We start from the raw sequence: 24503 nt of genomic DNA, 5'->3' as shown, positions 1-24503 counted from the left end.
CCGGAAACAAGCCCTCGTATCCGTAGACCTCAGTCCGCCGGAACAGAGTCGCCGTGTCCGGCGGCGACGAGGCCGGCGCGGAGTTTCGCCGCATTCGCGTCGAGCCGGGCAGGGTCCGGGTTGTGCTCTACGGTTCCGAAGTCGAAATCGGCCAGGGACGTTGCCGGGAAGACGTGCACGTGGAAGTGCTCCACTTCGAAGCCCACCACGGACAGTCCTGCCCGTGGTGCGCCAAACGCCTTCACTTGTACCTTGCCGATTGTCTGCGCGACAGACATGACCTTGTTGAGGAGCTCAGGGGGGACGTCGGTCCAGCGGTCCACCTCTTTGCGCGGCACCACGAGCGTGTGGCCGTCGGTGAGCGGGGCGATGGTCAGGAAGGCCACCACGTCGTCGTCCTTCCAGACAAAGCGTCCGGGAATATCGCCGTTGATGATTTTGGTGAACAGGGTGCTCATACGTCTGCCTTTTCCGAAGCGGGCTGAAGGGTCTTGGTATCGAGGACGAAACGGTATTTGACGTCGCCTGCAACCATGCGGTCGTAGGCTTCATTGAGTTGCCGGGCAGTGACGACTTCGACATCGCTGACCACGCCGTGCCCGGCACAGAAGTCCAGCATTTCCTGGGTCTCGGCAATGCCGCCGATCAACGAGCCTGCGTAGGAGAGGCGGCGCCGGATCAGCGCGCCGGGACTGACCGGAGGCATGTCGGTGGGCGGGAGCCCCAATTGGAAGAGGGCACCGTTCAGCCGCAAGGTGCGGAAGTACGGGTTCAGGTCATGCGGCGCCGCAACGGTGTCGATAATGACGTCGATGGTGCGGTTGGCGCCTTCCATGGCTTCGGGATCCTTCGAGAGGATCACGTCGTCGGCACCAAGTTCAATTGCCGCCTCGAACTTGGCCTCCGAGGTGGTGAAGACCACTACGTGCGCCCCCATGGCCTTCGCAATCTTGACCGCCATGTGGCCCAGTCCGCCGAGACCGACGACGCCCACCACGTCCCCCTCCTCGACGTCGAAGTAGCGCAGCGGCGAGTAGGTGGTGATGCCCGCGCACAGCAACGGCGCCGCCGCGGCCGGGTCAAGGCCCTCCGGCACGCGCAGCACGAAGCGGCGGTCAACCACCACCGAGGTCGAGTAACCGCCCTGGGTGACGGAGTTGCCGTTCCGCGCGTCCTTCACCCCATAAGTGCCAACGTTTCCGCGTTCGCAATACTGCTCCAGGCCTTCGAGGCAGCTATCGCACTCGCGGCAGGAATCCACGAGACAGCCGACGCCCACCAGGTCTCCCGGCGCGAAGTCGTCGACGGCGGAGCCCACGCTGCGGACCCGGCCCACGATTTCGTGGCCTGGGACCAGCGGATAGCTCTGTGCCCCCCATTCGCCCCGTGTCGCATGGACATCGGAGTGGCAGAGGCCGCAGAAATCGATCTCGATCTCGACGTCGTCTTCCTTGGGAACGCGGCGGGCCACTGTCAGCGGGACAAGACCGCTGTCAGCAGAAGTGGCGCCGTATGCAGCCGCGAGGGTCGGCGTGCCCTGCGCGCCGGGTGTTGATGGGGCGGCCGCGGGCGTTGATGGGGCGGCCTCCGCTGTCTCGTCAGCCACGACGAGCGGCTTGCCAAGGGGCGGAGGAACGGGGCGTCCGGGAGTCATGCCTCGACGCTACCCCTGCGGGCTGATTCTTTGCCACTCTGGGCTGCCACGCCCTCCGGCTTCGCTGCGGCCAAGGCTCACTGACCCGGAGATCCCAACGGCGCTGCTCCAGTGAGCACCTGGTTCGAGTCGAGCGAGGACCACTGTGAAAAGGAGCCCGGGAAGAGCGCCGCCCTGAATCCTGCGAGTTCAAGGGCAGCGATCTCGTGCGCCGCCGTTACCCCGGAGCCGCAGTAAACCGCTACCTTGCTGCCCTCGTCGATGCCGAGGGACGCAAATCTATTGCGGAGCTGGGCTGCGCGGAGGAACGTACCGTCCGGTCCGAGGTTTCCGGCTGTGGGGGCGCTCAGCGCGCCGGGAATGTGTCCCGCGCGGGGATCAATGGGTTCGATTTCGCCGCGGTAGCGCTCCCCGGCCCGGGCATCGAGAAGAATTCCGTGGTTGTGCCACTCCGCTGCCTCGTCCATGGTGATCACATCCATGTGGCCGTGTCCCAGCACCACATCGCCCGGGACCGGCGGTTGCTCGTCCTGCGCCAACGGGTAGCCGGCCGCGCGCCAGGCACCCAATCCGCCGTCGAGCAGGAAGACGGAATGGAAACCGGCGTCCCGGAGCAGCCACCACAACCGCGCCGCGGCGGTGCTGCCGCTGTCGTCGTACGCAACCACGGTGTCGCCGTCGTTAATGCCCCAGGCACGGGCGCTCCGCTGCAGCGCAGCGGTGGTCGGCAACGGGTGCCTGCCCTGGCCCTCGGCCGAGGGATCGGCGAGCTCGTTATGCAAATCCACATAGACTGCGCCGGGAATGTGGGCCTGGCGGAAGTGCGAATGGCCGTGCGGATCGCCCAACACCCACCGAACGTCGAGCAATACAGTCCGCTGGCCCGCATCCATGCGGTCCTTGAGTGCGGTGACGTTCATGATCGTGGCCATCAAATCTCCTTCGTTTTGCTGTGTCTACCAAACGACGTCGAAGCTGCCGCCGTGCAGCTGCCGACCGGCTACCAGCCTATCCTTGGGCGGCCGCCGCCGCCGGTAGGCTGGATCGGTGAGCACTCTACGCAACCAGGACCGGGCATGGGCCAGCGAGGCAATCCGACGCATCGAAGCCGAGAACAACCGCTCGGCGGATACGCACCTCTACGCGGTGCCGCTCCCCGAACACTGGGGTGTCCAGCTCTACCTCAAGGACGAGTCCACGCACCGTTCGGGCAGCCTCAAGCATCGCTTGGCCCGATCGCTCTTCCTTTACGGCCTGGTCAACGGATGGATCGCGGAAGGGACCACCATCGTGGAGGCTTCCAGCGGGAGCACCGCGGTGTCCGAGGCCTACTTCGCCAGGCTGATCGGGCTTCCGTTCATCGCCGTGATGACCCGGACCACCAGCCCGGAAAAGATCGCCCTCATCGAAGAGTTCGGTGGCGCATGCCTCCTCGTGGACCACGCCTCGGAGGTCTATGCAATGGCCGAGGAAGTCGCCCGGACGTCCGGGGGCTACTACATGGACCAATTCACTTTTGCTGAGCGCGCCACGGACTGGCGGGGCAATAACAACATCGCGGAATCGATCTTCGGGCAGCTCGCCCTCGAAGAACATCCGGTGCCCGAGTGGATCGTAGTAGGAGCCGGCACCGGCGGAACCAGCGCCACCATCGGCCGGTACCTGCGGTACCACTGCCACTCGACCCGGTTGGCCGTGGTCGATCCCGAAAACTCCGCGTTCTATCCCGGCTGGCGCGACGGCATCCCGGACTACTCCACGGGCATGCCGTCAAGGATCGAAGGCATCGGACGGCCGCGCATGGAGCCCAGCTTTGTCCCGGCCGTCATCGACACCATGATCCAGGTTCCCGATGCGGCCTCGGTAGCCGCCATGCGGCACCTCCGCCGGCTTGCCGGGCTGCACGCCGGGCCTTCCACGGGAACCAACCTTTGGGGTGTTTGCCAACTGATTGCCGAGATGGTGGCCCAGGGAAAGCGCGGCAGCATTGTGTCACTCATGTGCGACGCCGGCGATCGCTACGCGGGGAGCTACTACAACCCGGACTGGATCGCCGGGCGAGGCCTGGATCCGGCCCCGTACGAGGCCGTGCTGGCTGACTTCTTCGAGACAGGCAGGTGGCCACGCAGTATTTAGACGGCGCGGCCGGCTGAGCTAGACCTCCACCGATTCCCGCGGCGACAACCTCGCATAGCTGGTACCGTACTTTGCTCCGATCCGGGTCACGTGGCCTTCCACCAATCCGCGTCCTAGTTCGTTGAGCAGGCCATCGTGAACCGGGTAGGCCTTGGGTGCGCGGACCGCGATCACGAAGTCGACCACCTCGCCCACCTTTGACCACGGCGCGTGGATGGGCACCAGCAGGGTTTGCACGGCAATGCCATCCGGGACAACGAACGAGTCCCCCGGGTGGAAGACGTTTTCGTCCACGAGGTAGCCGATGTTGGCCACTACCGGAATCTGCGGGTGGATGAGGGCATGCTGCCCTCCGAAGGAACGTATCGCGAAGCCCGCGGCTTCAAAGGACGTCCCGGGCTCGACGACGTGTACCCGATCGCCGTCGTCGCCCGCCTTGGCGGCCAGCTGGGAAGCGATCCCCGAGGGTGCGTGCACCTGCAGTCCGGGGTTTCCCTTCAGGGCCCCGACGACGGCGTCCGCGTCCACGTGGTCGGCGTGCTCATGCGTGATCAGCACCGCGTGGGCGCCTGCGAGGGCTTCCTCGGACTCGGAAAAAGTCCCCGGGTCGATCACGAGGACCTGGTTATCCTTTTGCAGGCGGACACAAGCGTGGGTGAACTTGGTGAGCTTCATGCAGCCAGCCTAGGGGCGGGCCTCCAATGGTGTCCACGAAACGGCGTCCAAGGGTGGCCGGCTGGTAACCTTGGTACTTGCGAACATCCACATCGAAATGAGTCCACGAATGTCACAGGGCGCCCATGCCGCCACGTCCGGGCCCGCAGCCCAGTCGCTTCCGGATGCGAAGGATCCCGCCGTCAAGGAGCAGCGCGTCACCAAGCAGCGCCTGGCCGTCAGCGCCGCCCTGGACGAACTCGACGATTTCGTGAGCACCCAGGAACTGTACCGGCTGCTCCAGAACCAGGGCGTCTCGGTGTCCCTGGCCACGGCGTACCGCATTCTGCAGTCGCTTGCCGACGACGGCCTTATCGATGTGCTGAGAAATGCCGATGGCGAAGCCGTCTACCGCCGCTGTGCGGTCACGGGCCACCATCACCATTTGCTGTGCCGCAATTGCGGCAAGGCCGTCGAAGTGGAAGCTCCGGCCGTAGAGACGTGGGCAGCCCGGGTGGCTGCCGAAAACGGCTACACCGAAGTGGCGCACACAGTAGAGATTTTCGGGCTCTGCCCCGAGTGCACCGCAAAGAAGGCTGAGGGCCGGCTCTAGCCGGCTACCGTCTGGTCTTCCACTGATTGGCCCACAGCGTGGGGACGGACTATCCTGCCGTTGATACCCCGTTTGGCGCGTACGTTGCCGATGATCCGGCACACCACATAGATCAAGAACGACAACGTGGTGACATACGGGCTGATGGGAATCCTGCTGCCGAGCGCCAGGAGGATGCCGCCCACGGTGGCAGTGATCGCAAAGACCACGCTCAACAAGACCACGAGGCGCGGCGAAGTGGTCACGCGGAGTGCCGCGGCCGCGGGTGTGATCAGCAAGGCCAGCACCAGAAGCGCTCCGACTATCTGGATGGACAAGGCAACGCTGACGCCGAGCAACACCATGAAGGCAATCGCCAAGCCACGGACAGGAACTCCCCTGGCTTCCGCCATCTCGGGGTCCACGCTGGCGAAGCTGAGCGGGCGCCAAATTGCGGCCAGCGCGAGCATCACCACCACGGCCGTGCCGGCCAGGACCTGGAGCTGGACAGTGTCCACCGAAACGATCTGGCCGGTCAGTAGCCCGAACTTGTTGGCCGCCCGGCCTTGGTAGAGGGCCAGGAACAAGATGCCAAGGCCCAGCCCGAACGGCATGATGACGCCAATGATCGAATTCTTGTCCCGCGCCCGGACGCCCATGAGTCCCAGAAGCAGCGCAGCCGCGACGGATCCCGCGAGCGAACCGAAAATGATGTCCGCCCCGATGAGCAGGGCGAAAGAGGCACCGGCGAAGGACAACTCCGAAATGCCGTGCACGGCGAAAGCGAGGTCCCGCTTCATGACAAAGGTGCCAATGAGTCCGCCGAGCAGGCCGAGGACTGCACCGGCCCAGATGGAATTCTGGACCAGCGCCAACAGTTCGCCATAGTTTTCAAAGTTGAAGATGGTGTGCAGGATGCTGCCGAGATCCATTTAGTGACCTTCCTCCACACCCACGTGGGCGTCATCGTGGTAGTGGGTAGTCGCGTCCGGAAGGCCGACGACGACGATCCTGCCGTTCGCGCGGATGACATCAACGCGGCTGTTGTACAGCTCGGACAGGACCTCGGTGGTCATGACCTCCTCCGGTGTTCCCACCCGGAACCTGCCGCCGGCAAGGTAGAGGACGCGGTCTACGTAGTCGATGACCGGGTTGATCTCGTGGGTCACGAACACCACGGCGCTCTTCCGCTCGTGGCATTGCCGGTTGATGAGGGAACTCACGGCCTGCTGGTGGCGCAGGTCCAAGGACAGCAGCGGTTCGTCACAGAGCAGGAGTTCAGGCTCCGCGGCAAGGGCTTGCGCAACACGGAGCCGCTGTTGCTCACCGCCGGACAATTGACCAAGCGGTACGCGGGCGTAGTCACTCGCCCCCACCAAGTCCAGCAGGGCGTCGACGCGCTCATTGACGGCTTTGGCCTTGATCCGCAGGCCCCAGCGGTGGCCGTCGACGCCGAGGGCAACCAAGTCCCTGGCTCGCAAGGGCGTATCCGGCGCAAAGGACTTCTGCTGCGGGATGTAGCCAATCTTCCGGCTGCCACGTAGCACGGGGTTTCCAGCCACAGCCACCGTCCCCGAGTGAAGCTGCTGCAAACCGAGGAGGACTTTGAGGAAGCTGGTCTTGCCGCTGCCGTTGGGGCCGAGCACAGCGAAGAACTCACCCGCCTGGACGTCCAGGTCGAGGTCCTTCCAGAGGGCCCGTTGGCCAAACTGGAGGCCCGCGCCGCGAAGGCTCACTACCGGTGTCAAAAAGATTCCTCGATCCATGGGGTTCGCGAAGCGACGTCGCTGGTGGCCTGCTCTTGGATGAACAGAGAGGGCCCCGCAGCCGCCCTGTACATCTTAGGACGATTGCGGGGCCCGTCTGTTCTACTGCCGGCGCCGTTTACTTGTTCAGGGCAGCAGCAACGTTGCCCACATTGTCCGTCATCCAGGCGACGTAGTCCTTGCCCTCGGGAAGTGTCTCGGTGAAGCCGATAACCGGAACACCGGCAGCGGTTGCCTCGGCCTTCAGCTTTTCCGTCTCGGCGCTGGCGGTCTGCTCGTTGTACGCCAGGAAGCGAACGGACTTCGAGCTAATCAGATCGCTCGTTTCCTTGACAGCTGCCGGCGGAACGTCCGAGCCGACCTCAATGGCGTGGCTGAATTCCTCGGGCGTCTTGTTCTCCAAGCCTGCAGCTTCAAGCAAGTAGCCCGGGACGGGCTCGGTGATGGCGACCGGAGCGGAACCCTTGGATGACTTGATTTCAGCGACTTTGGCGCTGAGTCCGGTCAGCGAGGACTTGAACTTGTCGGCGTTGGCGGTAAAGGTCTTGGCATCGGCCGGGTCCAGGCTTCCGAGCTTCGCAGCGACAGCATCGGCCACTTTCGCCATGGCGTCGAAGTTGTACCAGACGTGCTCGTTGAACCCTTCCGGCACCGCTGCGGGAGATGCGCTGCTCGTCGCCGCGGGGAGGAGCCCCGAAACGTTGACGGCGGTGATCGTCTTGTCCGCAGCCACCTTGCTGTCATCGGCGAGCTTGCTGAAGAAGTCGTCGTAGCCCGCGCCATTGTCGATCACCAGTTGGGCCTTGGAGACGACCAGCTTGTCCTGGGTGCTTGCCTCGTAGGAGTGCGGATCCTGGCTGGTCTTGCTGATGATGGACGTGACGGACACCTTGTCACCGCCGACGCTCTTGGCGATGTCGCCGTACACGCTGGTGGAAGCGACCACGTCGATCACTCCGGAGGACGACGACGGCGCCGTCGCGGCGGGTGCCGCGCATGCGGCAAGCAGGACGGCAAGGCCGACGGAGGCGGCAAGGGCCGGCACTGCGGCAAGGGAAGGACGGGCGGCGGTACGGCGCACGGGAAACCTCGGATCTACCGAATCAAACACAACAGGGGACTCAACGAGTGTACCCACAAATGGGAATGATTCCTATTTAGAATTCCGGGCGGCTCCTGCCGGCCCCTTGGGGCCAGCAGGAGGTTACGCTGACTCGGGTCCGCCCAGCCGCCGGATTCCCCTGGCCTGGGTGGCGTCACGGATCTCGCCCACAAGCTGCTCGATAACGTCCTCCAGGAACAACACGCCCAGGGTCGCGCCGCCTGTCCCCACAACGCGGCCCAGGTGCGAGCCGGTCCGCTGCATCACGGCCATGGCATCTTCAACCTCGTCCTCGGGTGCGAGGTTCACGAGGGACCGGATCCGGCTTTCCGCGATCGGATAGCGGCGTCCTTCCTCGGGGATGGAAAGCACATCCTTGATGTGCAGGTAGCCGGTCAACTCGCCGTCGTCGTCCAACACGGGGAAGCGGGAGAAACCGGTCCGGCTCACCGCTTTCTCGAGTTGCCGCGGCGTGGAGCCGGGCTTGAGCGTTACGAGTTTGTCCAGCGGCACCATGATGTGCGCCGCGGTGTGCTCGGAAAACTCCAAAGCGCCGCTCAACAGGCCGGCGTCGTCGTCCACGAGCCCGTGGCGGGTCGATTCCTGCACGATGGACTGCACTTCTTCGAGCGTGAAGGAGGAGGTCACCTCGTCCTTGGGCTCGATCTTCATCAGGCGAAGGATGCGGTTGGCCAGCCAGTTCAGGGTCCAGATAACAGGCTTCACGAAACGGGCGACGTGGACCAACGGCGGCGCCAGCAGCAAGGCCGCCTTGTCTGCGACCGAAACAGAGATGTTCTTGGGGACCATCTCACCAAAGGTCACATGCAGGAACGTTACGGCCAGCAAGGCAACCGCAAACGCGATAACGTCTGCCAATTCAACAGGGACACCTACGGACTCCAGCGGCGCCCCCAGCAAATGGTGGATGGCAGGCTCGGCCACGAGGAGAATCAGCAAGGAACACACGGTGATGCCAAGCTGGGCACACGCCAGCATCAGCGAGACGTGTTCCATCGCATACAGGGTGGTCTGCGCGCGCTTGGACCCGCGTTGGGCCAAAGGCTCAATCTGGCTGCGGCGCGCGGACATCACCGCAAACTCGGCGCCGACAAAGAAGGCGTTGCCGATCAACAGGACCACGAGCCACAGGATTCCTGCCCAGTCACTCATGCGGCACGTCCTTTGCGGCTGGTTTTGGCCACGGGGTTGCCAACGGCATCGCCTGCCGAACCGCCGGAGCCCTTATTCAACCGCTTGCTGGCCTGCTTCCTGCTTTGCCATCCGCTCGAATCGCTTTCCGCAGCGCCTTTATCGTCGTCGCCGTCATCGTGGGTGTCGGGCGCCGTGGGGCGGAAGCAAATGCGGTCGATCCGGCGGCCGTCCATTCGGGTGACGGCCAGAGTGCCGCCGCCGGCCTCGACGATGTCGCCGACCATCGCGATCCGTCCAAGTTGGCTCATGACGTAACCGCCCACCGTTTCGTACGCGGGGTCGTCGGGAACCGTCAGGCCCGGGATCTGTTCGCTGACCTCGTCCGGGCGCAACAGCCCGGGGAAATACCAGTCCCCCGAGGCGCTCTGCAGCAATCCGGGCCGGACCTTGTCGTGCTCATCCGCCACTTCGCCGACGATTTCCTCCACCAGGTCCTCAAGGGTCGCGATACCCGCGGTTCCGCCGTACTCATCAAGCACGACGGCGAGTTGCAGGTTGCCCTCGCGGAGTTCCAAAAGCAGGGCGTCGAGGTGGATGGTCTCGGGAACGCTCAGGACCTCGGACATAATGGCTCCGGCTTCCAGCCGGCTCCTGCGTTCCGATGGGACGGACACGGCTTTCTTGATGTGCACCACGCCCCGGATGTCATCGGCCGATTCGCCGATGACCGGGAAGCGCGAATATCCGGTCCGCCGGGCCGCTTCGATGATGTCCGATACCGGCTGATCGGCGTCGATGGTTTCCATGCGGATGCGCGGGGTCATGACGTCGGCCGCCGTGCGGGCCGAGAAGTTCAGGGTCCGGGCAACAAAGTTGGCCGTCCCGGCGTCGAGGGTTCCCAGCTCCGCCGAACGGCGCACCAGGGAGGCCAGCTCAGAAGGCGAGCGGGCACCCGAGATCTCTTCCTTGGCCTCGAGTCCCACAAGGTTGAGCACCTTGTTCGAGAAGCCATTGAGTACAACGATCGCGGGCTTGAACACGGCCGTGAACATCAGTTGCGGCCGGGCCAACGCCCGGCCCAACGGAAATGCCAAGGCCAGGGCCATGTTTTTCGGGACAAGTTCGCCGATCAGCATCGACAAGACGGTGGCGAAGGTCATGGCCAGGATGAGCGACAAGGACTGCGCAGCAGCCTCAGGCAGCCCTGCCCAGAGCAGCGGTCCGTGCAAGAGAGAGCCAACGGATGGCTCCATGACGAAGCCGGTCAGCAAGGTGGTGAGGGTGATCCCCAATTGGCAGCTTGAGAGCTGGGTGGAAAGGGACTTCAGGCATTTGAGCAAAGCCGCGGCAGCGTGGTCGCCGCCGTCGACCGCTCTTTGGACTGTTGACTGGTCGAGCGCGACGAGCGAGAACTCGACCGCGACAAAGAAGCCAGTGCCCAGAATCAGGAGTACGCCGGCGAGAAGGAAAAGCCACTCCATTAAAGGCCGCCGGATGGTGCGAACGGCTGGAAAAGGGCGCCAGGAAGACTAAGGGCTGATTGACCCGGCGGGGGTTGGTCGGACGCAGCGGATGAAGAATCCGCCGACCGGCCGGCCTGGAGCTCCGGGGTTCGATGGGCATGTGTACGGGCATTGCCGGCTCTGCGGGTGCGTTGCGCGGAGATTGCCGAACGGCTTCCCCCGCAGCTCCCAGGCCGGCACCTAGAATTACTGTCCATAAGAATTCAAGTCTACAGTCCGGCCGCCGGGCGGCTTCACGCGACTTCACCGGCCGGGGTCGAGGTCTGCGACGCTAAAAACGGCAGGAAAATCCCGGGAAAGAATAGCCCCTCAGTGCGCGGAAGCCGAGGCATATAGCGATTGGCATGATTTAGATCACCACTATTGGCAGATAGCCGCCGCTCGTCACTAGACTGGCTAGGGTCTGAGTTCGCGGGACCCAGACCCTGGCTCGCCTTTGCACCCCCTGCAGTTCCCCGGGCCAGCTGGAAATCAACACTCATGGAAGAGGCGTATTTCAAGTGCCAGAGCAGCCAAGCCACCGTCTACCCGAGGAATTTGGCGGAAACGAGTGGCTCGTTGACGAACTGTACGAGCGGTACCAGCAGGACAAGAATTCGGTCGACGCCAAGTGGTGGCCGCTTTTCGAGTCCTTCGACACCGCTGACGGCACTTCTTCCAACGGAACATCCGCAGCCCCTGCAAACCCTCCCACTCGAGAAATTCCTGTCGTGGCACCGGCCGCAGCAACGGCAATGACGCCGGTCGCGCCCGTGGTTGCCCCGGCCGCTACCCCTGCCGCCCCCGCACCTGCTCCGGCTGCTCCTGCAGCACCGGTCAAGAAGGCTCCGGCCACTGTCGCCAAGGACGGCGCGCAGAAGCCATCCGACGGCAGCCAGTCCCAGCCGATCCCGGCCCAGCTTCCCAAGAGCACCAAGGCTCCCACTCCCCCGGAAGAGGACGTCGTCTCCGTCCTCCGTGGTCCGGCCAAGGCCATTGCGTCCAACATGGTCTTGAGCCTTGAGGTTCCTACCGCCACGAGCGTCAGGGCCGTTCCCGCCAAACTCCTGATCGACAACCGGGTTGTCATCAATTCCAACCTTGCCCGCGCCCGTGGCGGCAAGGTCTCCTTCACCCACCTCATCGGCTACGCGGTGGTCCGCGCCCTGTCCCAGTTCCCGTCGATGAACGTGTACTACGACGAAGTAGATGGCAAGCCCGTTGCCGTGCAGCCCGCACACGTCAACTTCGGCATCGCCATTGACATGCCCAAGCCCGATGGCACGCGCCTCCTGATGGTTCCCAACATCAAGAAGGCCGAGACCATGAACTTCGCGGAGTTCTGGCACACCTACGAAGACCTCATCAAGCGTGCGCGCAACGGCAAGCTCACGGCGGACGACCACGCGGGCACCACCGTGTCCCTGACAAACCCGGGTGGCATCGGTACTGTGCACTCCGTGCCCCGGCTCTCCAAGGGCCAGGCCGCCATCATCGGCGTCGGAGCCCTCGATTACCCGGCCGAGTGGCAGGGCGCCAGCGAGAAGATCATCGCCCAGAACGCCATCAGCAAGATCCTCACACTGACGTCCACGTACGACCACCGCGTCATCCAAGGCGCAGGAAGCGGCGAGTTCCTCAAGCTCGTCCACCAGCTCCTCCTCGGTGCCCAGAACTTCTACGACGAGATCTTCGAAGCGCTCCGCATTCCCTACGAGCCCGTCCGTTGGAGCCCCGACCTCCAGGTCGACCCCGCTGACGAGATCAACAAGGTTGCCCGCATCCAGCAGTTGATCCACTCCTACCGGGTCCGCGGCCACCTCATGGCAGACACGAACCCCCTCGAATATGTCCAGCGCAAGCACCCGGACCTCGACGTGCTGACGTATGGCCTCACCCTGTGGGACCTGGACCGCGAGTGGCCCACCGGCGGATTCGGCGGCAAGCCGATGCTCAAGTTCCGCGACATCCTGGGCGTCCTCCGCGACGCTTACTGCCGCACCACGGGCATTGAGTACATGCACATCCAGGAGCCTGAAGAACGCAAGTGGTTCCAGGACCAGGTGGAGCACCCGTACTCCAAGCCGAGCCGCGAAGAGCAGCTGCGCATCGTTTCCAAGCTCAACGCAGCAGAGGCCTTCGAGACCTTCCTGCAGACCAAGTTCGTGGGCCAGAAGCGCTTCTCCCTCGAAGGCGGGGAATCCCTGATTCCGCTGCTGGACACCATCATTTCCGACGCCGCCGACGACGGACTCGACGAAGTCGCGATCGGTATGGCCCACCGCGGCCGCCTCAACGTGCTCACCAACATCGCGGGCAAGACGTACGCACAGGTGTTCCGCGAGTTCGAAGGCACGCAGGACCCCCGCTCCGTGCAGGGCTCGGGGGACGTCAAGTACCACCTCGGCACTGAAGGCACGTTCACCTCGGACAACGGCAATGAGACCAAGGTCTACCTCGCTGCCAACCCGTCCCACCTTGAAGCGGTTGACTCCGTGCTTGAAGGCATTGTCCGGGCCAAGCAGGACCGGCTGGACCAGGGCGAGGCGTTCCCCGTGTTGCCCATCATGGTCCACGGCGACGCCGCCTTTGCCGGCCAGGGCGTTGTGGCGGAAACGCTCAACCTGTCCCAGCTGCGTGGTTACCGTACCGGTGGAACCATCCACATCATCGTGAACAACCAGGTCGGTTTCACCACCGCACCGTCGTCGTCGCGTTCCTCGACCTACTCCACCGACGTGGCCAAGATGATCCAGGCCCCGGTCTTCCACGTGAACGGTGACGACCCCGAGGCCGTGGTGCGCATCGCACAGTTGGCCTACGAGTTCCGTCAGCGCTTCCACAAGGACGTCATCGTGGACATGGTGTGCTACCGCCGCCGTGGACACAATGAGGGCGACGACCCCTCGATGACGCAGCCGCTCATGTACAACCTGATCGAAGCCAAGCGCTCCGTCCGCAAGCTCTACACGGAATCCCTCATCGGCCGTGGCGACATCACCGAGGACGAAGCCGAACAGTTGCTGCGCGACTACCAGGAACGCCTCGAGCGCGTCTTCGCGGAGACCCACGCCGCACAGACTTCGCCTATCCCGATCATCACGGCGGACTCCGCCGCGGTTTCGGACATCGAGCGTCCCATCGCCCAGCAGGCGGACTCCGGCACCAACGCGCCCGCCACCACCGCCATTTCAGCCGAAATGCTGCAGAGAATCGGCCAGGCGCACCTCGATATTCCGGAAGGCTTCACGGTCCACTCCAAGCTCAAGCAGCTCCTCGAGAAGCGCGAGCAGATGTCCCGCGAAGGCGGCATCGACTGGGGCTTCGGCGAGATCGCGGCCTTTGGTTCGCTCGTCATGGAAGGCGTCCCGGTCCGCCTCGCCGGCCAGGACTCCCGTCGTGGCACGTTCGTGCAGCGTCACGCCGTCTTCCACGACCGCGCGAACGGCAGCGAATGGATGCCGCTGGGCAACCTGAGCGACGAGCAGGCCAAGCTGTGGATCTACGACTCCTTGTTGTCCGAATACGCGGCAATGGGCTTCGAGTACGGCTACTCCGTGGAACGCCCTGACGCCCTGGTCTTGTGGGAAGCGCAGTTCGGTGACTTCGTCAACGGCGCACAGACCATCATCGACGAATTCATCTCCTCGGCTGAACAGAAGTGGGGCCAGCGTTCCTCGCTCGTGCTCATGCTGCCTCACGGCTACGAAGGCCAGGGACCGGACCACTCGTCCGCACGCATCGAGCGCTTCCTGCAGCTTTGTGCCGAAGACAACATGATCGTGGCGAACCCCACCACGGCTGCCTCGCACTTCCACTTGTTGCGCCGACAGGCCTACAGCCGTCCGCGCAAGCCGCTCATCGTCTTCACCCCGAAGCAGCTTTTGCGCCTCAAGGGTGCGGCTTCCGCGGTGGAGGACTTCACCACGGGCGGCTTCAAGCCGGTCATCGGCGAACACGAGCCCCTTCAGGCCCAGAGCGTTGACCGCGTGATCCTGGTTTCCGGCCGCCTCTACTACGATCTCCTGTCGAACCGCCAGAAGACCGGCGACACCTCGACGGCAATCATCCGCCTGGAGCAGCTGTACCCGCTGCCCCAGGCCCAGATCGAGGCGGAACTGGCCAAGTACCCGAACGCCGACATCGTCTGGGCGCAGGACGAACCCGCCAACCAGGGTCCGTGGCCGTTCATCGGCTTGAACCTGCCGCAGGCACTGGACCGCAAGGTCCGCCTCGTTTCGCGTCCGGCATCGGCTTCCACGGCAGCCGGTTCCATGAAGCGCCACAGCGCCGAACAGGCCACGTTGCTCAAGCAGGCATTCGAACGCAAGTAGGACGGCGGCTGCCCGGCTGGAGGTTCAATACCCGCTTCCAGCCGGGCAGTTCTGTTTAATGGAACACGTGCCCGGTGATCAGTCCGCCCGGCCGGGCACAATGCAAGGACCGCAACGTTTGGTGAAGAGGTAACTGTGGAAGACAGGAAGCTGCGCATCGCAGCTGTTGGTGATGAACTACTCGCCGGGCTCGGTGACCCCAGGGCCTTGGGCTGGCTCGGAAGGGTTCTTGCGCGGACTCCCCAGGACTCCGTTCTTGTGGAGAGCTACTCTCTTCCCTGCCCCATGGAGGGCACAGAAGGCCTCGCGGCGCGCTGGCTCGACGAAGCCGGGAGACGCTTCAGCAACGTCCACGAAAACCGCCTGGTGATCGGCCTGTCCGGCCGCGACATTGAGTTCGGTGTCTCCACAGCACGCAGCCGCCTCAATCTGGCCAACATCCTGGACGGGGCGTCCCAAAGCAACATCGAAGTTTTCGTCGTCGGTCCTCCGCCCACGCTGGACCCGGCCAAGAACCGCCGGATCGCGGATCTCAACGCCGCATTTGCAGATGTCACCACCCGCCGCAACCACCAGTACGTCGACACGTTCTCACCCTTGCTCAACCACGAACAATGGCGCACGGACCTCGCTGCGAATGGCGGCACCCCGGGCCAGTCGGGCTATGGGCTCATGGCCTGGCTCGTGTTGCACCGCGGCTGGTTCCAGTGGCTGAGGATCGCCCAGCCGGAATAGCCGGGCAAGAGACGGCCCTTCCCCCTGCGAGACCCATTGCCAACGTCAATGTCGCGATATATCGTGAATACATCAACGCGATATATCGCAATAGATGTAACGCAGCAATGGAGGGGTCATGTTAGAAGAAAACTGGACCGTTACCGGTCCGCAGACCATCGACGTCGACGGCGTCCGCTCTCTCAAGCTGGGGATCGTCAAGGGCCGCTTCGACGTCGTCACGCACGACGAAGCAATCACCAGGATCGAAGTCTCGGAAATCGGCGGCGATCCACTGAGCGTCAGCCTCGTTGATGGCCGGCTCGAAGTCCGCCACCAGTTGCACGGCCCACAAGGTTGGTTCCGCAACCTCATGGGGACCGTCAACAACACCAGTACCAACACGATCGTCATCAGCATTGCGTTGCCTGCCGGCGTCGACGTCGAAGCAGGAACCGTGGGGGGTGACGGCATGGTGTCGGGCGTCACTGGTCATATCCGCCTCAACACGGTGTCCGGGTCAGTCCTCGCGGACGGCACGCGGGGCGAGCTTCACGTCAACACCGTCAGTGGCGAAGTCATCGCCCGCAACCACGACGGCGTCATGACCGCCAAGAGCGTCTCGGGCGAAGTCACGGCTTCGGGCCGCTTCAAGAACATCCGGGCCAATACTGTCAGCGGGGACCTCAGCTTCGACCTGCACGGCTACACCCAGGATTTCGGAGCCAATTCCGTTTCAGGCGACCTCACCATCCGCCTGCCGCATGATGTGGGCGTGGACATCGTGGCCAAAACGGCCAGTGGCACCGTGATGATCGATGACCAGCTCTACGCCCAGTCCGGCGGCAGGGTCCAGACCATCGTTGGCCCCGACGAGCGGCTCATGGTGGCGCGTACCAATTCCGTGTCCGGAAAGACCTCCATCATCCATGGCAGTGCGCCAACAACCGGAACAACGCACTCAGTCCCCGGAGAAGAGGAAGTCTGATGCCGCCCGTCTTTGCCCACGGAGCCCTCCGGCTCTATCTGCTGGCGCTCCTGGAATCGGGCCCCAAGCACGGGTACGAGCTCATCAAGGCCCTCGGCGAACGCTTCGGCGGGACCTACTCCCCCAGTGCCGGAACCATCTACCCGCGCCTTGGCAAACTCGAGGAAGAAGGACTGGTAGCCACCAGCAGCGACGGGCGCCGCACCAACTACTCCATCACCGCGGCCGGACTGGCGGAGCTCAACAGCCGGCGGCAGGAACTGGCCGACGTCGAGGACAACATCTCCGCCTCCGTGCGGCGGTTGGCCGACAATCTCCGCGACGACATCCGCAGCAACATGCGTGGCTTGCGCGCAGACCTGGCCGCAACCGCCGAAGCCGCACGAGCCAATGCGAAGTCCGCGGAATTCCAGTCGTGGGCTGGAAGCTACTCGCCGGAGGGACACCGCATCCTGAAGGAGGCCGAGATGATGGTCCAGTCCTTCCGCGATGACATCCGCGTGGAGCTGCGACAGCACGCCGGCTCGAAGGCCCTGACTCCGATCGCCCTTGAAACCGTGCGAACGGTCCTGGACCAGGCCAGGATCTCCATCCGGAATTCCCTGCGGGGCTGACTCCACAATTCCCCGCGGGGCTGGCCGGCACGGTTCGCGGGGCGGCCCCGGGATGTGGGAGACTGGAGGGCAGCTTTATTGAGTATCAAGAATCTAAGGAGGCCAGCTATGAGCAAGCGTGCACGTAAGCGTCGTGACCGTAAGCGCGGCGGCGCAAACCACGGCAAGCGTCCCAACACCTAAGCCAGCGGCTTAGCGTAAGACTTAATGCGGAGGGCCCCGGAAACCATCAGGTTTCCGGGGCCCTTGCCGTTCCAGCTCTTAGACGTCCACGGACTTCATAGCGTGGATCCTGTCCAGGATCGAGTTCTTGAGATTCTCAGGAGCCGCTTCCGTACAGGAGCGCTTGACCACGGTGCGAATGACGCACTCAAGGTCGTATTGCTCGGTGCACTCCGGGCAGTCTTCCAGATGCACTTTGATCTCTGCGATGTCTTCGCGGGTCAACGCACCATCGAGGTACTCGTAGATACGCTGCATCCGAGCATCGTCGCAGTCACCCAATCCTTGGCAGCTCATTTCCTTTTCTCCTGTTTTTTGCTTGTGGCCGCGCCCACGGCCAAGACCTTTTCTTCCGCGCCGGCGCTGATTCCCCGTTCTGCGGCATAGTCCGCCAGCAGATCGCGCAACATTTTCCTGCCGCGATGAAGCCGGGACATGACCGTCCCGATCGGGGTATTCATGATGTCTGATATTTCTTTGTATGCGAAGCCTTCGACGTCAGCGAAGTACACCGCGAGCCGGAATTCCTCCGGAATGGACTGCAGGGCGCTCTTCACGTCCGAGTCCGGCAAATGATCCAGTGCCTCCGCCTCCGCAGAGCGCAGCCCCGCGGACGTATGGGATTCCGCCCGCGCCAGCTGCCAGTCTTCGATGCTGTCCGAATTCGACTGCAACGGTTCGCGCTGCCGCTTCCGGTAAAGGTTGATGTACGTGTTGGTCAGGATGCGGTACAGCCACGCCTTGAGGTTGGTACCCGGTTTGTACTGGTGGAAGGCGGAGAAGGCCTTGGTGTAGGCCTCCTGGACCAGGTCCTCGGCGTCGGACGGATTCCTGGCCATGCGCATGGCGGCCGAATAGAGCTGGTCGACATACTGCATGGCGTCGCGTTCGAAGCGCGCCCTCCGTTGCTCGGGGGTCTCGGTTGCGAAGTCCACTGCAATCTCGACGTCGGCATCAACAGTTGCGCCGCCGTCGGACGTTGCGTCCGTGACTTCGGTCGCTGCTTTGTACATGGCCGCTGCGGCCGGATCCATGGTGCTCATTGCATCCAAGTCTACTGTCACCCTCCGGGAGTCCCCTGGCAGCTCCCGCCCAAGCGCCAAGTGTCCCTCGCGGTCCTTAACCAAGGCCAAAAAACCATCTCCACTCAAACGACATGACCGCGCGGCACAACGCACGCGCCACAATCCAAGGTCCAGCCCATACCGCACCTTCTTGTGACAACGGCAGGCTCCGGGCAAATATTCCGCAAAGATGCAAGACTAGATCCGACTGCACCCCGTGAACACCGCACCACTTGAACGCAGCACCACCTGAACACCGTGGCAAGCCATCCAGGAGGCAAAACATGTCCCTCGTCCGTTTTCTCGCCAGGCCAATGTTGGCTTCCAGTTTTGTCGTCGCAGGGCTGGACAAGCTCAAGAACGCGGATGACACTGCCAAACAGCTCTCTCCGCTGCTCCGCCGCGCTTCGGAGTCACTGCCTTTCCCGGCGGACGAGAAGGTGCTGGCGCGAGTCATCGGCGGCGCGCAAGTGGGGGCCGGCGCCTTGCTGGCCCTCGGCAAATGTTCCCGGTTCTCGGCAAGCCTGCTTGCCGGCATCTCGATCCTGAATACCTTTGTTGAGTGGCGTTCTGCCGACATCAGCACCAAGGAAGGCCGGCTCGCCCGCCGCGCCCAGTTGCTTAAGAACATTTCGCTGACGGGTGGCGTTTTCCTTGCCGCTGTCGATACCGCGGGCAAACCGAGCCTCGCGTGGCGTGCCGAACACCTCGCCATGGACGCGAAGAAGGCCACGGGCAAGCAGTTCAAGAAGACAGACCGGGCCGTCCGCAAGGCCGTAGACAACGCAGTTGGAGCATAAGGAAGCATGCCAGGAACCCCCGCCACGCAGACAGACGATTCAGGGAGCACCACCACCTCCGCACTCCCCCTGTGGCCGGCACCCTTCGCCAGCCACCCTGTGGATGCCACGGTCACGGTTCCTGGTTCGAAGTCCCTGACCAACCGCTATCTGGTCCTGGCGGCACTGGCCAACGGCCCAAGCAGGCTCCGGGCACCCTTGCATTCGCGCGATTCCGCCCTGATGGTCGAGGCCCTGCGCCGGCTTGGCGCCAGCATTACCGAGGTTCCCGGTGATGGACACTACGGCCCGGATCTCGAAGTCACCCCTATCGACCCGGCGGCTGCCGCATCGGAGACCGCCATCGACTGTGGCCTGGCCGGCACGGTCATGCGGTTTGTGCCGCCGCTCGCGGCCCTCCGCAACGGCGCGTCCGTGTTCGACGGCGATCCGCACGCACGCCAACGTCCCATGGGCACCATCATCGAAGCCCTCCGGACACTCGGAGTGGAAGTCAGCGCATTGGACGGGCACACGGCGAGCTCCCTGCCGTTCAAGGTTTCCGGCACCGGCTCTGTCCGCGGTGGCCACTTGGTGATCGATGCGAGCGCTTCGTCGCAGTTCGTCTCCGCCCTGTTGCTGGTCGGTGCACGCTTCGATGAGGGCCTTCACCTGGAGCATGTCGGCAAGCCCGTGCCGAGCCTCGACCACATCAACATGACCGTCTCGGTCCTCCGGGGCGTCGGGGTGCAGGTGGATGACTCCGTGCCGAACCATTGGCGCGTCGCCCCCGGTACGATCCAGGCATTCGACGAAAGGATCGAGCAGGATCTCTCCAACGCGGGTCCCTTCCTCGCCGCGGCGCTGGCGACGAAGGGAACTATCCGGATCCCCAACTGGCCGGCCAACACCACGCAAGTCGGGGATCTCTGGCGGGACATCCTCGCCACCATGGGTGCCACGGTCACGCTGGACAATGGCACACTGACAGTCACCGGCGGACCGGAGATCCTGGGCGCCGACTTCGACGAAACCAGCGAACTCGCCCCTACGGTGGCGGCATTGTGCGCCCTGGCAACCAGCCCTTCCCGCCTCACTGGCATCGCGCATTTACGTGGACACGAAACGGACAGGCTTGCTGCGCTGGTCGCGGAAATCAACCGGCTCGGCGGCGACGCCGAGGAAACCAGCGACGGCTTGGTGATCCGGCCCGCGGTGCTGCACGCCGGCGTCGTGCACAGCTACGCCGACCACCGCATGGCTACCGCGGGGGCCATCCTGGGGCTCGCCGTCGAGGGTGTCCAGGTTGAAGACATCGCGACGACTTCCAAGACCATGCCCGAATTTCCGCAAATCTGGGCATCGATGCTCAGTGCCGGCCAAGCGGTCGCGGGCACCGGCTCAACGGAGACAAGCAACTAACGATGGCTCGCGACGCAAGCTCCTGGGACGAGTCCGACGTCCGGATCCGCCCCAACAAGAAGGGCACACGCCCCCGCACGAAGGACCGCCCCAGCCACGACGACGCCGTGATCGGGCGCATCATCACAGTCGACCGCGGCCGCTACACCGCGATAGTGGGCGAAAGCTCGGACAATGAGCGCATCGTCATTGCCGCCCGTGCCCGGGAGCTGAGGCGCTCCCCCGTGGTTCCCGGAGACTTCGTGGCCCTCGTCGGCGATGTGTCCGGAGCCCCGGACACCCTCGCCCGCCTCGTGCGCGTCGAGGAGCGCAAGACCCTCCTGCGGCGGAGTGCCGATGACACGGATCCGATCGAACGGGCCGTCGTCGCCAACGCCGACCAGCTCGTGGTGGTGGTTGCGGCCGCCAACCCGGAGCCGCGCACCGGATTCATCGACCGCGCCTTGGTGGCAGCGTACGACGCCGGAATCGAGCCGCTGCTGCTCGTTACCAAAGCGGACGTCAAGGATCCGACGGAACTCCTTGCCAACTATGTGAGCCTGGGTTTCCCCATCATCATCAGCCGGACGGCCGACGCAGGGGCTTCCGGCATCGACGCCCGTTCCGACGACGGCTTGTCCGCCCGCCTCGACGGCGACGCCGTCGGCCAATTGCGGGACTACCTCGACGGCAAGGTCACCGTGCTCCTGGGCCATTCCGGCGTCGGGAAGTCCACCATGGTGAATGCCCTCACCGGCGCCGAACGCGCCACGGGCGGGGTCAACGCCGTGACGGGCCGGGGCCGCCATACCTCGTCCTCAGCGCTTGCACTAAAGCTCAGTGACGCCCCCGGCGGCAGCTGGATCATCGATACGCCCGGCATCCGTTCCTTCGGCCTCGCCCACGTGAACCCGGACCGCATCCTGCATGCCTTCCCGGATCTGGAACCTGGAACGGAAATGTGCGAGCGAGGCTGCAAGCACGATGCCTCCGCGGTTCGCTGCGGACTGGATTCCTGGGTCGCTGACGGCCACGCCGGCGAGGCAGGCCCGGCCCGCTTGGCGTCGTTGCGCCGGCTCCTCGGCGCGGACCCGCGCATGGAAGCCCAAGAGGCGAAGGAACTGGGCACTGTCAATTAATAGCCCGGTCAATTAACAGCACGGTCAACTACCTGCGCGCTTGCCGTCCTACCTCCCCGGCTCACCGGCGAATAGACGGTAGTTTGGAACCATGACCCAACCCGATTCGAGCTACAACGACGACCTGCGGCTGGCACACGTCCTGGCCGACTCCGTCGATTCCCTGACAATGGAGCGGTTCAAGGCACTGGACCTCCAGGTCGAGACCAAACCCGACCTGAGCCCCGTCACCGATGCCGACAAAGCCGCCGAGGAAGCTATCCGCGGGCAGCTCTCCCGTTCCCGCCCCCGCGACGCCGTCCTCGGGGAAGAATTCGGCAGCACGGGCCACGGCTCAAGGCGTTGGATCATCGATCCCATCGACGGGACCAAGAACTTCGTGCGCGGCGTGCCCGTCTGGGCTACGTTGATCGCCCTCGTGGACGAGGGCGAGGTAGTAGTGGGGCTCGTGAGCGCTCCGGCGCTCGGCAAGCGTTGGTGGGCGGCCAAGGGCTCGGGCGCCTACATGGGCCGATCCCTGGCCGCAGCCACCCGGCTGAAGGTTTCCAACGTGTCGCGGCTTGAAGACGCCTCGCTTTCCTACTCCGAGCTGTCCGAGTGGAAGCAGCATGGTTCGCTGGACAGCTTCCTGGGCCTCGAGAACGATGTCTGGCGCAGCCGTGCGTACGGTGATTTCTGGTCCTACTGCCTCGTGGCCGAGGGCGCCGTGGACATCGCCGCGGAGCCGGAACTCCAGGTCTACGACATGGCGGCCTTGGTTCCGATCGTGACGGAAGCCGGCGGACGCTTCACGTCCCTCGACGGCGCGGATGGTCCCTTCGGCGGAAACGCCGTCGCTACCAACTCGATCCTGCACTCGGAGGTCCTCAAGAGGCTCAACCCCGAGCTCGACGACCTCCTCTAGTCCTCTCTCTTCACTGAACAAACGACGGCGGACGCCCCTTTTTGGGGGCGTCCGCTGCTTTTTCTTCGGCAGAACGCACAGTTATCCGGCGGTGTAATAATCCGCTTAACAATCCGGGTCACGTTGGAACCAGCCTTGCCGGTGTCCTACGCTCTTTACAGGTCACGAGTGCCAGCGCGAAACCCCGGTTTGCTGGCCGGCAACCCTCCATCGCGGCGGGGTGCCCCGGGTGACGACCCGGCCGGTCCGGAACGGATGCGGCAAGCGCGGACCCCCTGTACGCAGGGGTCCCTCTTGAGTGAGGTCCCATGAGCACAGCGACATTTACTTCCCCGGCTCTTTCGCAGCACAACGAATCCGCACAGCAGCGCGGTGAAGCCCTCCCCCGGGCATCCCGCCCACTGGCCGCGGTCACCGGCGCGGAGTTGCAGGCACCCTTGATCCAGGGCGGCCACATCCGCTACGCCAACCTCGACTACGGCGCGTCCGCACCTGCCCTGACCGTGGTTTCCGCGTACCTCAACGAGATCCTGCCGTACTACGCGAGCGTCCACCGCGGCGCAGGCTATGCCTCCCAGATCAGCACCTCGGTCTACGAAAACGCCCGCAACATCGTCCGTGACTTCGTTGGCGGGCGGCCGGACGATTCGGTCATTTTCACTCGCAACACCACCGATTCCCTCAATCTGCTGGCCGGCTGCTTGCCGGTTGAGGACGGTCGGCACCTTGGCGAAGTCCTTTACCTGGACATTGAGCACCACGCCAATCTCCTGCCGTGGCAAGGCGTCCCCCACCGCAGCATCGTTGCCGCGGGAACGTTGTCCGAGACCGTGTCCAATGTCCGCACGGCGCTCTCCCACGGGGGCGTCAGCCTCCTGGCTGTCACCGGCGCGTCGAACGTGACCGGCGAAATCCTGCCCATCAAGGACCTCGCTGCCTTGGCCCACGAATTCGGGGCGCGGATTGTGGTGGACGCGGCCCAGCTCGCCCCGCACCGCCGCATCGATATCGCCGCCGCGGATGTCGACTACTTGGTTTTCTCGGGGCACAAGCTCTATGCACCGTTCGGCGCCGGTGTCCTGGTGGGCCGCCCCGATTGGCTCGACGCCGGCACACCGCACCTTGCCGGAGGCGGAGCCGTCCGCGAGGCGCGCCTTGACTCTGTCAGCTGGGCCACGGGACCGGCCAGGCACGAAGGCGGCTCCCCGAACGTGCTCGGCGCTGCCACCCTCGCACGGGCCACACAAGTGATTGCCAGCCTCGACCACGATGAATGGCACGCCCACGAGGCCGCTATCCGCTCGCATCTGGTCGAGGGCCTCAAGGAGATCGACGGCGTGACCGTGCACCAGATCTTCAGCGACACCGATCCCCAGGACACCATCGGCGTCGTGAACTTCTCGCTCCAGGGCTACGACGCCGGACTGGTGGCTGCCTACCTTGCGGCCGAGCACGGCATTGGCCTGCGCGACGGACGCTTTTGCGCCCACCCGCTGCTCAAGCGCCTCGGCCTTCCCTCCGGATCCCTTCGAGCCAGTTTCGGCGTGGGCTCGCGCTTGGAAGACGCCACCCGGCTCATCGCGGGCATCCAAGCGCTCAAGAGCAATGGCCTCGGCTGGGACTACGTGGTGGATGCCGGCCGGTGGGTCCCGGCGAACGACCACCGAAGCTACCCGGAGTGGGCTCCCAACACTCCCGGGACCGCGGGCGCCGCTCCCTGCAGCACCGACTGATTGCGGTAGATTCGTAGGGTATTTTTCCTGTCCTACGAAGGAGTTCCTGC

The 24503-nt window shown here is 64.3% G+C and carries 23 protein-coding genes and 1 riboswitch; of the genes, 12 read left to right on the top strand and 11 right to left on the bottom strand.

The features are described 5' to 3' along the window. Window positions 1–29: 29 nt before the first annotated feature. From ABD742_RS06525 to ABD742_RS06515, 3 genes are all read right to left on the bottom strand, one after another. Window positions 30–458 (bottom strand): HIT family protein, encoded by a 429-nt coding sequence (locus ABD742_RS06525; protein WP_234747911.1) that lies wholly within the window; start codon window positions 456–458, stop codon window positions 30–32. After that, the gene (locus tag ABD742_RS06520) at window positions 455–1654 is read right to left on the bottom strand and encodes an NAD(P)-dependent alcohol dehydrogenase (RefSeq protein ID WP_234747912.1); all 1200 of its coding nucleotides are present in this window, start codon (window positions 1652–1654) and stop codon (window positions 455–457) included. The genes ABD742_RS06525 and ABD742_RS06520 overlap by 4 nt, the downstream gene beginning before the upstream one ends. Before the next feature lie 77 nt (window positions 1655–1731). Next, a complete protein-coding gene (locus tag ABD742_RS06515; RefSeq protein WP_234747913.1) occupies window positions 1732–2586 on the bottom strand; it encodes a sulfurtransferase in 855 nt (284 codons plus the stop codon). 115 nt (window positions 2587–2701) lie between these two features. On the opposite strand from ABD742_RS06515, the gene cds1 reads away from it, so the two are divergent. Next, the gene (cds1, locus tag ABD742_RS06510; RefSeq protein WP_234747914.1) at window positions 2702–3790 is read left to right on the top strand and encodes an L-cysteine desulfhydrase Cds1; all 1089 of its coding nucleotides are present in this window, start codon (window positions 2702–2704) and stop codon (window positions 3788–3790) included. Window positions 3791–3808: 18 nt separating this feature from the next. Here the strand turns inward: cds1 and ABD742_RS06505 are convergent, their stop codons facing one another. Continuing rightward, a complete protein-coding gene (locus ABD742_RS06505; RefSeq protein ID WP_234747916.1) occupies window positions 3809–4465 on the bottom strand; it encodes an MBL fold metallo-hydrolase in 657 nt (218 codons plus the stop codon). A 109-nt stretch (window positions 4466–4574) separates the two neighbouring features. On the opposite strand from ABD742_RS06505, the gene ABD742_RS06500 reads away from it, so the two are divergent. Further along, the gene (locus tag ABD742_RS06500; RefSeq protein ID WP_234747918.1) at window positions 4575–5057 is read left to right on the top strand and encodes a Fur family transcriptional regulator; all 483 of its coding nucleotides are present in this window, start codon (window positions 4575–4577) and stop codon (window positions 5055–5057) included. On the opposite strand, the gene ABD742_RS06495 is transcribed toward ABD742_RS06500, so the two are convergent. The 5 genes from ABD742_RS06495 to ABD742_RS06475 all read right to left on the bottom strand — a co-directional run bounded on the left by ABD742_RS06495 (window position 5054) and on the right by ABD742_RS06475 (window position 10540). After that, complete coding sequence (locus ABD742_RS06495) at window positions 5054–5968, bottom strand: metal ABC transporter permease (protein WP_234747919.1); 915 nt, start codon at window positions 5966–5968, stop codon at window positions 5054–5056. The genes ABD742_RS06500 and ABD742_RS06495 overlap by 4 nt on opposite strands. After that, complete coding sequence (locus ABD742_RS06490; RefSeq protein WP_372460871.1) at window positions 5969–6802, bottom strand: metal ABC transporter ATP-binding protein; 834 nt, start codon at window positions 6800–6802, stop codon at window positions 5969–5971. It abuts the gene before it with no gap. Window positions 6803–6920: 118 nt separating this feature from the next. Beyond that, window positions 6921–7883 carry a metal ABC transporter solute-binding protein, Zn/Mn family gene (locus tag ABD742_RS06485; protein ID WP_234747925.1) on the bottom strand — a complete coding sequence of 321 codons (963 nt, stop codon included), beginning with the start codon at window positions 7881–7883 and terminating at the stop codon, window positions 6921–6923. Between the two features lie 123 nt (window positions 7884–8006). Next, on the bottom strand, window positions 8007–9077 hold the full coding sequence (locus tag ABD742_RS06480) for a hemolysin family protein (RefSeq protein WP_234747927.1): 1071 nt from the start codon (window positions 9075–9077) through the stop codon (window positions 8007–8009). Next, window positions 9074–10540, bottom strand: a complete 1467-nt coding sequence (locus tag ABD742_RS06475; RefSeq protein ID WP_234747929.1) for a hemolysin family protein — start codon at window positions 10538–10540, stop codon at window positions 9074–9076. Before ABD742_RS06475 ends, ABD742_RS06480 begins: the two co-directional genes overlap by 4 nt. A gap of 542 nt (window positions 10541–11082) precedes the next feature. Between ABD742_RS06475 and ABD742_RS06470 the strand changes: the two genes are divergently transcribed. From ABD742_RS06470 to ABD742_RS24300, 5 genes are all read left to right on the top strand, one after another. Further along, window positions 11083–14895, top strand: a complete 3813-nt coding sequence (locus tag ABD742_RS06470) for a multifunctional oxoglutarate decarboxylase/oxoglutarate dehydrogenase thiamine pyrophosphate-binding subunit/dihydrolipoyllysine-residue succinyltransferase subunit (protein WP_234747931.1) — start codon at window positions 11083–11085, stop codon at window positions 14893–14895. 135 nt (window positions 14896–15030) lie between these two features. Continuing rightward, window positions 15031–15630 (top strand): GDSL-type esterase/lipase family protein, encoded by a 600-nt coding sequence (locus tag ABD742_RS06465; protein ID WP_234747933.1) that lies wholly within the window; start codon window positions 15031–15033, stop codon window positions 15628–15630. 118 nt (window positions 15631–15748) lie between these two features. Next, window positions 15749–16597 carry a DUF4097 family beta strand repeat-containing protein gene (locus tag ABD742_RS06460; protein WP_234747934.1) on the top strand — a complete coding sequence of 283 codons (849 nt, stop codon included), beginning with the start codon at window positions 15749–15751 and terminating at the stop codon, window positions 16595–16597. Next, on the top strand, window positions 16597–17211 hold the full coding sequence (locus ABD742_RS06455; protein WP_234747938.1) for a PadR family transcriptional regulator: 615 nt from the start codon (window positions 16597–16599) through the stop codon (window positions 17209–17211). The genes ABD742_RS06460 and ABD742_RS06455 overlap by 1 nt, the downstream gene beginning before the upstream one ends. 108 nt (window positions 17212–17319) lie before the next feature. Continuing rightward, window positions 17320–17394, top strand: coding sequence for a 50S ribosomal protein bL37 (locus tag ABD742_RS24300; protein ID WP_369299106.1), 75 nt, complete (start codon window positions 17320–17322; stop codon window positions 17392–17394). Between the two features lie 78 nt (window positions 17395–17472). Here the strand turns inward: ABD742_RS24300 and rsrA are convergent, their stop codons facing one another. Together rsrA and ABD742_RS06445 are read right to left on the bottom strand one after the other, a co-directional pair. Continuing rightward, window positions 17473–17730 (bottom strand): mycothiol system anti-sigma-R factor, encoded by a 258-nt coding sequence (gene rsrA / locus ABD742_RS06450; protein WP_028264789.1) that lies wholly within the window; start codon window positions 17728–17730, stop codon window positions 17473–17475. Beyond that, window positions 17727–18566 (bottom strand): sigma-70 family RNA polymerase sigma factor, encoded by an 840-nt coding sequence (locus tag ABD742_RS06445; protein WP_372460872.1) that lies wholly within the window; start codon window positions 18564–18566, stop codon window positions 17727–17729. The genes rsrA and ABD742_RS06445 overlap by 4 nt, the downstream gene beginning before the upstream one ends. Before the next feature lie 215 nt (window positions 18567–18781). Between ABD742_RS06445 and ABD742_RS06440 the strand changes: the two genes are divergently transcribed. The 5 genes from ABD742_RS06440 (at window position 18782) to ABD742_RS06420 (ending at window position 24453) form a co-directional block, all read left to right on the top strand. Continuing rightward, a complete protein-coding gene (locus ABD742_RS06440) occupies window positions 18782–19297 on the top strand; it encodes a DoxX family protein (protein ID WP_234747942.1) in 516 nt (171 codons plus the stop codon). Between the two features lie 6 nt (window positions 19298–19303). After that, window positions 19304–20698 (top strand): 3-phosphoshikimate 1-carboxyvinyltransferase, encoded by a 1395-nt coding sequence (aroA, locus tag ABD742_RS06435; protein ID WP_234747944.1) that lies wholly within the window; start codon window positions 19304–19306, stop codon window positions 20696–20698. 2 nt (window positions 20699–20700) lie between these two features. Next, window positions 20701–21816: a ribosome small subunit-dependent GTPase A gene (gene rsgA, locus ABD742_RS06430; RefSeq protein WP_234747946.1), complete on the top strand. Its 1116-nt coding sequence runs from the start codon at window positions 20701–20703 to the stop codon at window positions 21814–21816. A 91-nt stretch (window positions 21817–21907) separates the two neighbouring features. Then, window positions 21908–22720, top strand: a complete 813-nt coding sequence (hisN, locus tag ABD742_RS06425; RefSeq protein ID WP_234747948.1) for a histidinol-phosphatase — start codon at window positions 21908–21910, stop codon at window positions 22718–22720. Between the two features lie 160 nt (window positions 22721–22880). Then, window positions 22881–22993, top strand: a riboswitch (SAM riboswitch). Between the two features lie 35 nt (window positions 22994–23028). Further along, entirely contained in the window at window positions 23029–24453 is a 1425-nt protein-coding gene (locus tag ABD742_RS06420; protein WP_234747950.1) for an aminotransferase class V-fold PLP-dependent enzyme, read from the top strand. The last annotated feature ends 50 nt before the right edge of the window (window positions 24454–24503 follow it).

It is taken from the genome of Arthrobacter ramosus (genome assembly GCF_039535095.1).
Taxonomy (GTDB): Bacteria; Actinomycetota; Actinomycetes; order Actinomycetales; family Micrococcaceae; genus Arthrobacter; species Arthrobacter ramosus.
The sequence above is the reverse complement of the archived record's forward strand: the minus strand, read 5'-3'. Positions and strand labels throughout refer to the sequence as shown.

What these genes read in the sequence shown, in the direction of transcription:
- ABD742_RS06525 (WP_234747911.1), bottom strand. Translation starts at nt 458, where the DNA reads ATGAGCACCCTGTTCACCAAAATCATCAACGGCGATATTCCCGGACGC.
- ABD742_RS06520 (WP_234747912.1), bottom strand. Translation starts at nt 1,654, where the DNA reads ATGACTCCCGGACGCCCCGTTCCTCCGCCCCTTGGCAAGCCGCTCGTC.
- ABD742_RS06515 (WP_234747913.1), bottom strand. Translation starts at nt 2,586, where the DNA reads ATGGCCACGATCATGAACGTCACCGCACTCAAGGACCGCATGGATGCG.
- ABD742_RS06505 (WP_234747916.1), bottom strand. Translation starts at nt 4,465, where the DNA reads ATGAAGCTCACCAAGTTCACCCACGCTTGTGTCCGCCTGCAAAAGGAT.
- ABD742_RS06500 (WP_234747918.1), top strand. Translation starts at nt 4,575, where the DNA reads ATGTCACAGGGCGCCCATGCCGCCACGTCCGGGCCCGCAGCCCAGTCG.
- ABD742_RS06495 (WP_234747919.1), bottom strand. Translation starts at nt 5,968, where the DNA reads ATGGATCTCGGCAGCATCCTGCACACCATCTTCAACTTTGAAAACTAT.
- ABD742_RS06490 (WP_372460871.1), bottom strand. Translation starts at nt 6,802, where the DNA reads ATGGATCGAGGAATCTTTTTGACACCGGTAGTGAGCCTTCGCGGCGCG.
- ABD742_RS06480 (WP_234747927.1), bottom strand. Translation starts at nt 9,077, where the DNA reads ATGAGTGACTGGGCAGGAATCCTGTGGCTCGTGGTCCTGTTGATCGGC.
- ABD742_RS06475 (WP_234747929.1), bottom strand. Translation starts at nt 10,540, where the DNA reads ATGGAGTGGCTTTTCCTTCTCGCCGGCGTACTCCTGATTCTGGGCACT.
- ABD742_RS06460 (WP_234747934.1), top strand. Translation starts at nt 15,749, where the DNA reads ATGTTAGAAGAAAACTGGACCGTTACCGGTCCGCAGACCATCGACGTC.
- ABD742_RS06455 (WP_234747938.1), top strand. Translation starts at nt 16,597, where the DNA reads ATGCCGCCCGTCTTTGCCCACGGAGCCCTCCGGCTCTATCTGCTGGCG.
- rsrA (WP_028264789.1), bottom strand. Translation starts at nt 17,730, where the DNA reads ATGAGCTGCCAAGGATTGGGTGACTGCGACGATGCTCGGATGCAGCGT.
- ABD742_RS06440 (WP_234747942.1), top strand. Translation starts at nt 18,782, where the DNA reads ATGTCCCTCGTCCGTTTTCTCGCCAGGCCAATGTTGGCTTCCAGTTTT.
- aroA (WP_234747944.1), top strand. Translation starts at nt 19,304, where the DNA reads ATGCCAGGAACCCCCGCCACGCAGACAGACGATTCAGGGAGCACCACC.
- rsgA (WP_234747946.1), top strand. Translation starts at nt 20,701, where the DNA reads ATGGCTCGCGACGCAAGCTCCTGGGACGAGTCCGACGTCCGGATCCGC.
- hisN (WP_234747948.1), top strand. Translation starts at nt 21,908, where the DNA reads ATGACCCAACCCGATTCGAGCTACAACGACGACCTGCGGCTGGCACAC.
- ABD742_RS06420 (WP_234747950.1), top strand. Translation starts at nt 23,029, where the DNA reads ATGAGCACAGCGACATTTACTTCCCCGGCTCTTTCGCAGCACAACGAA.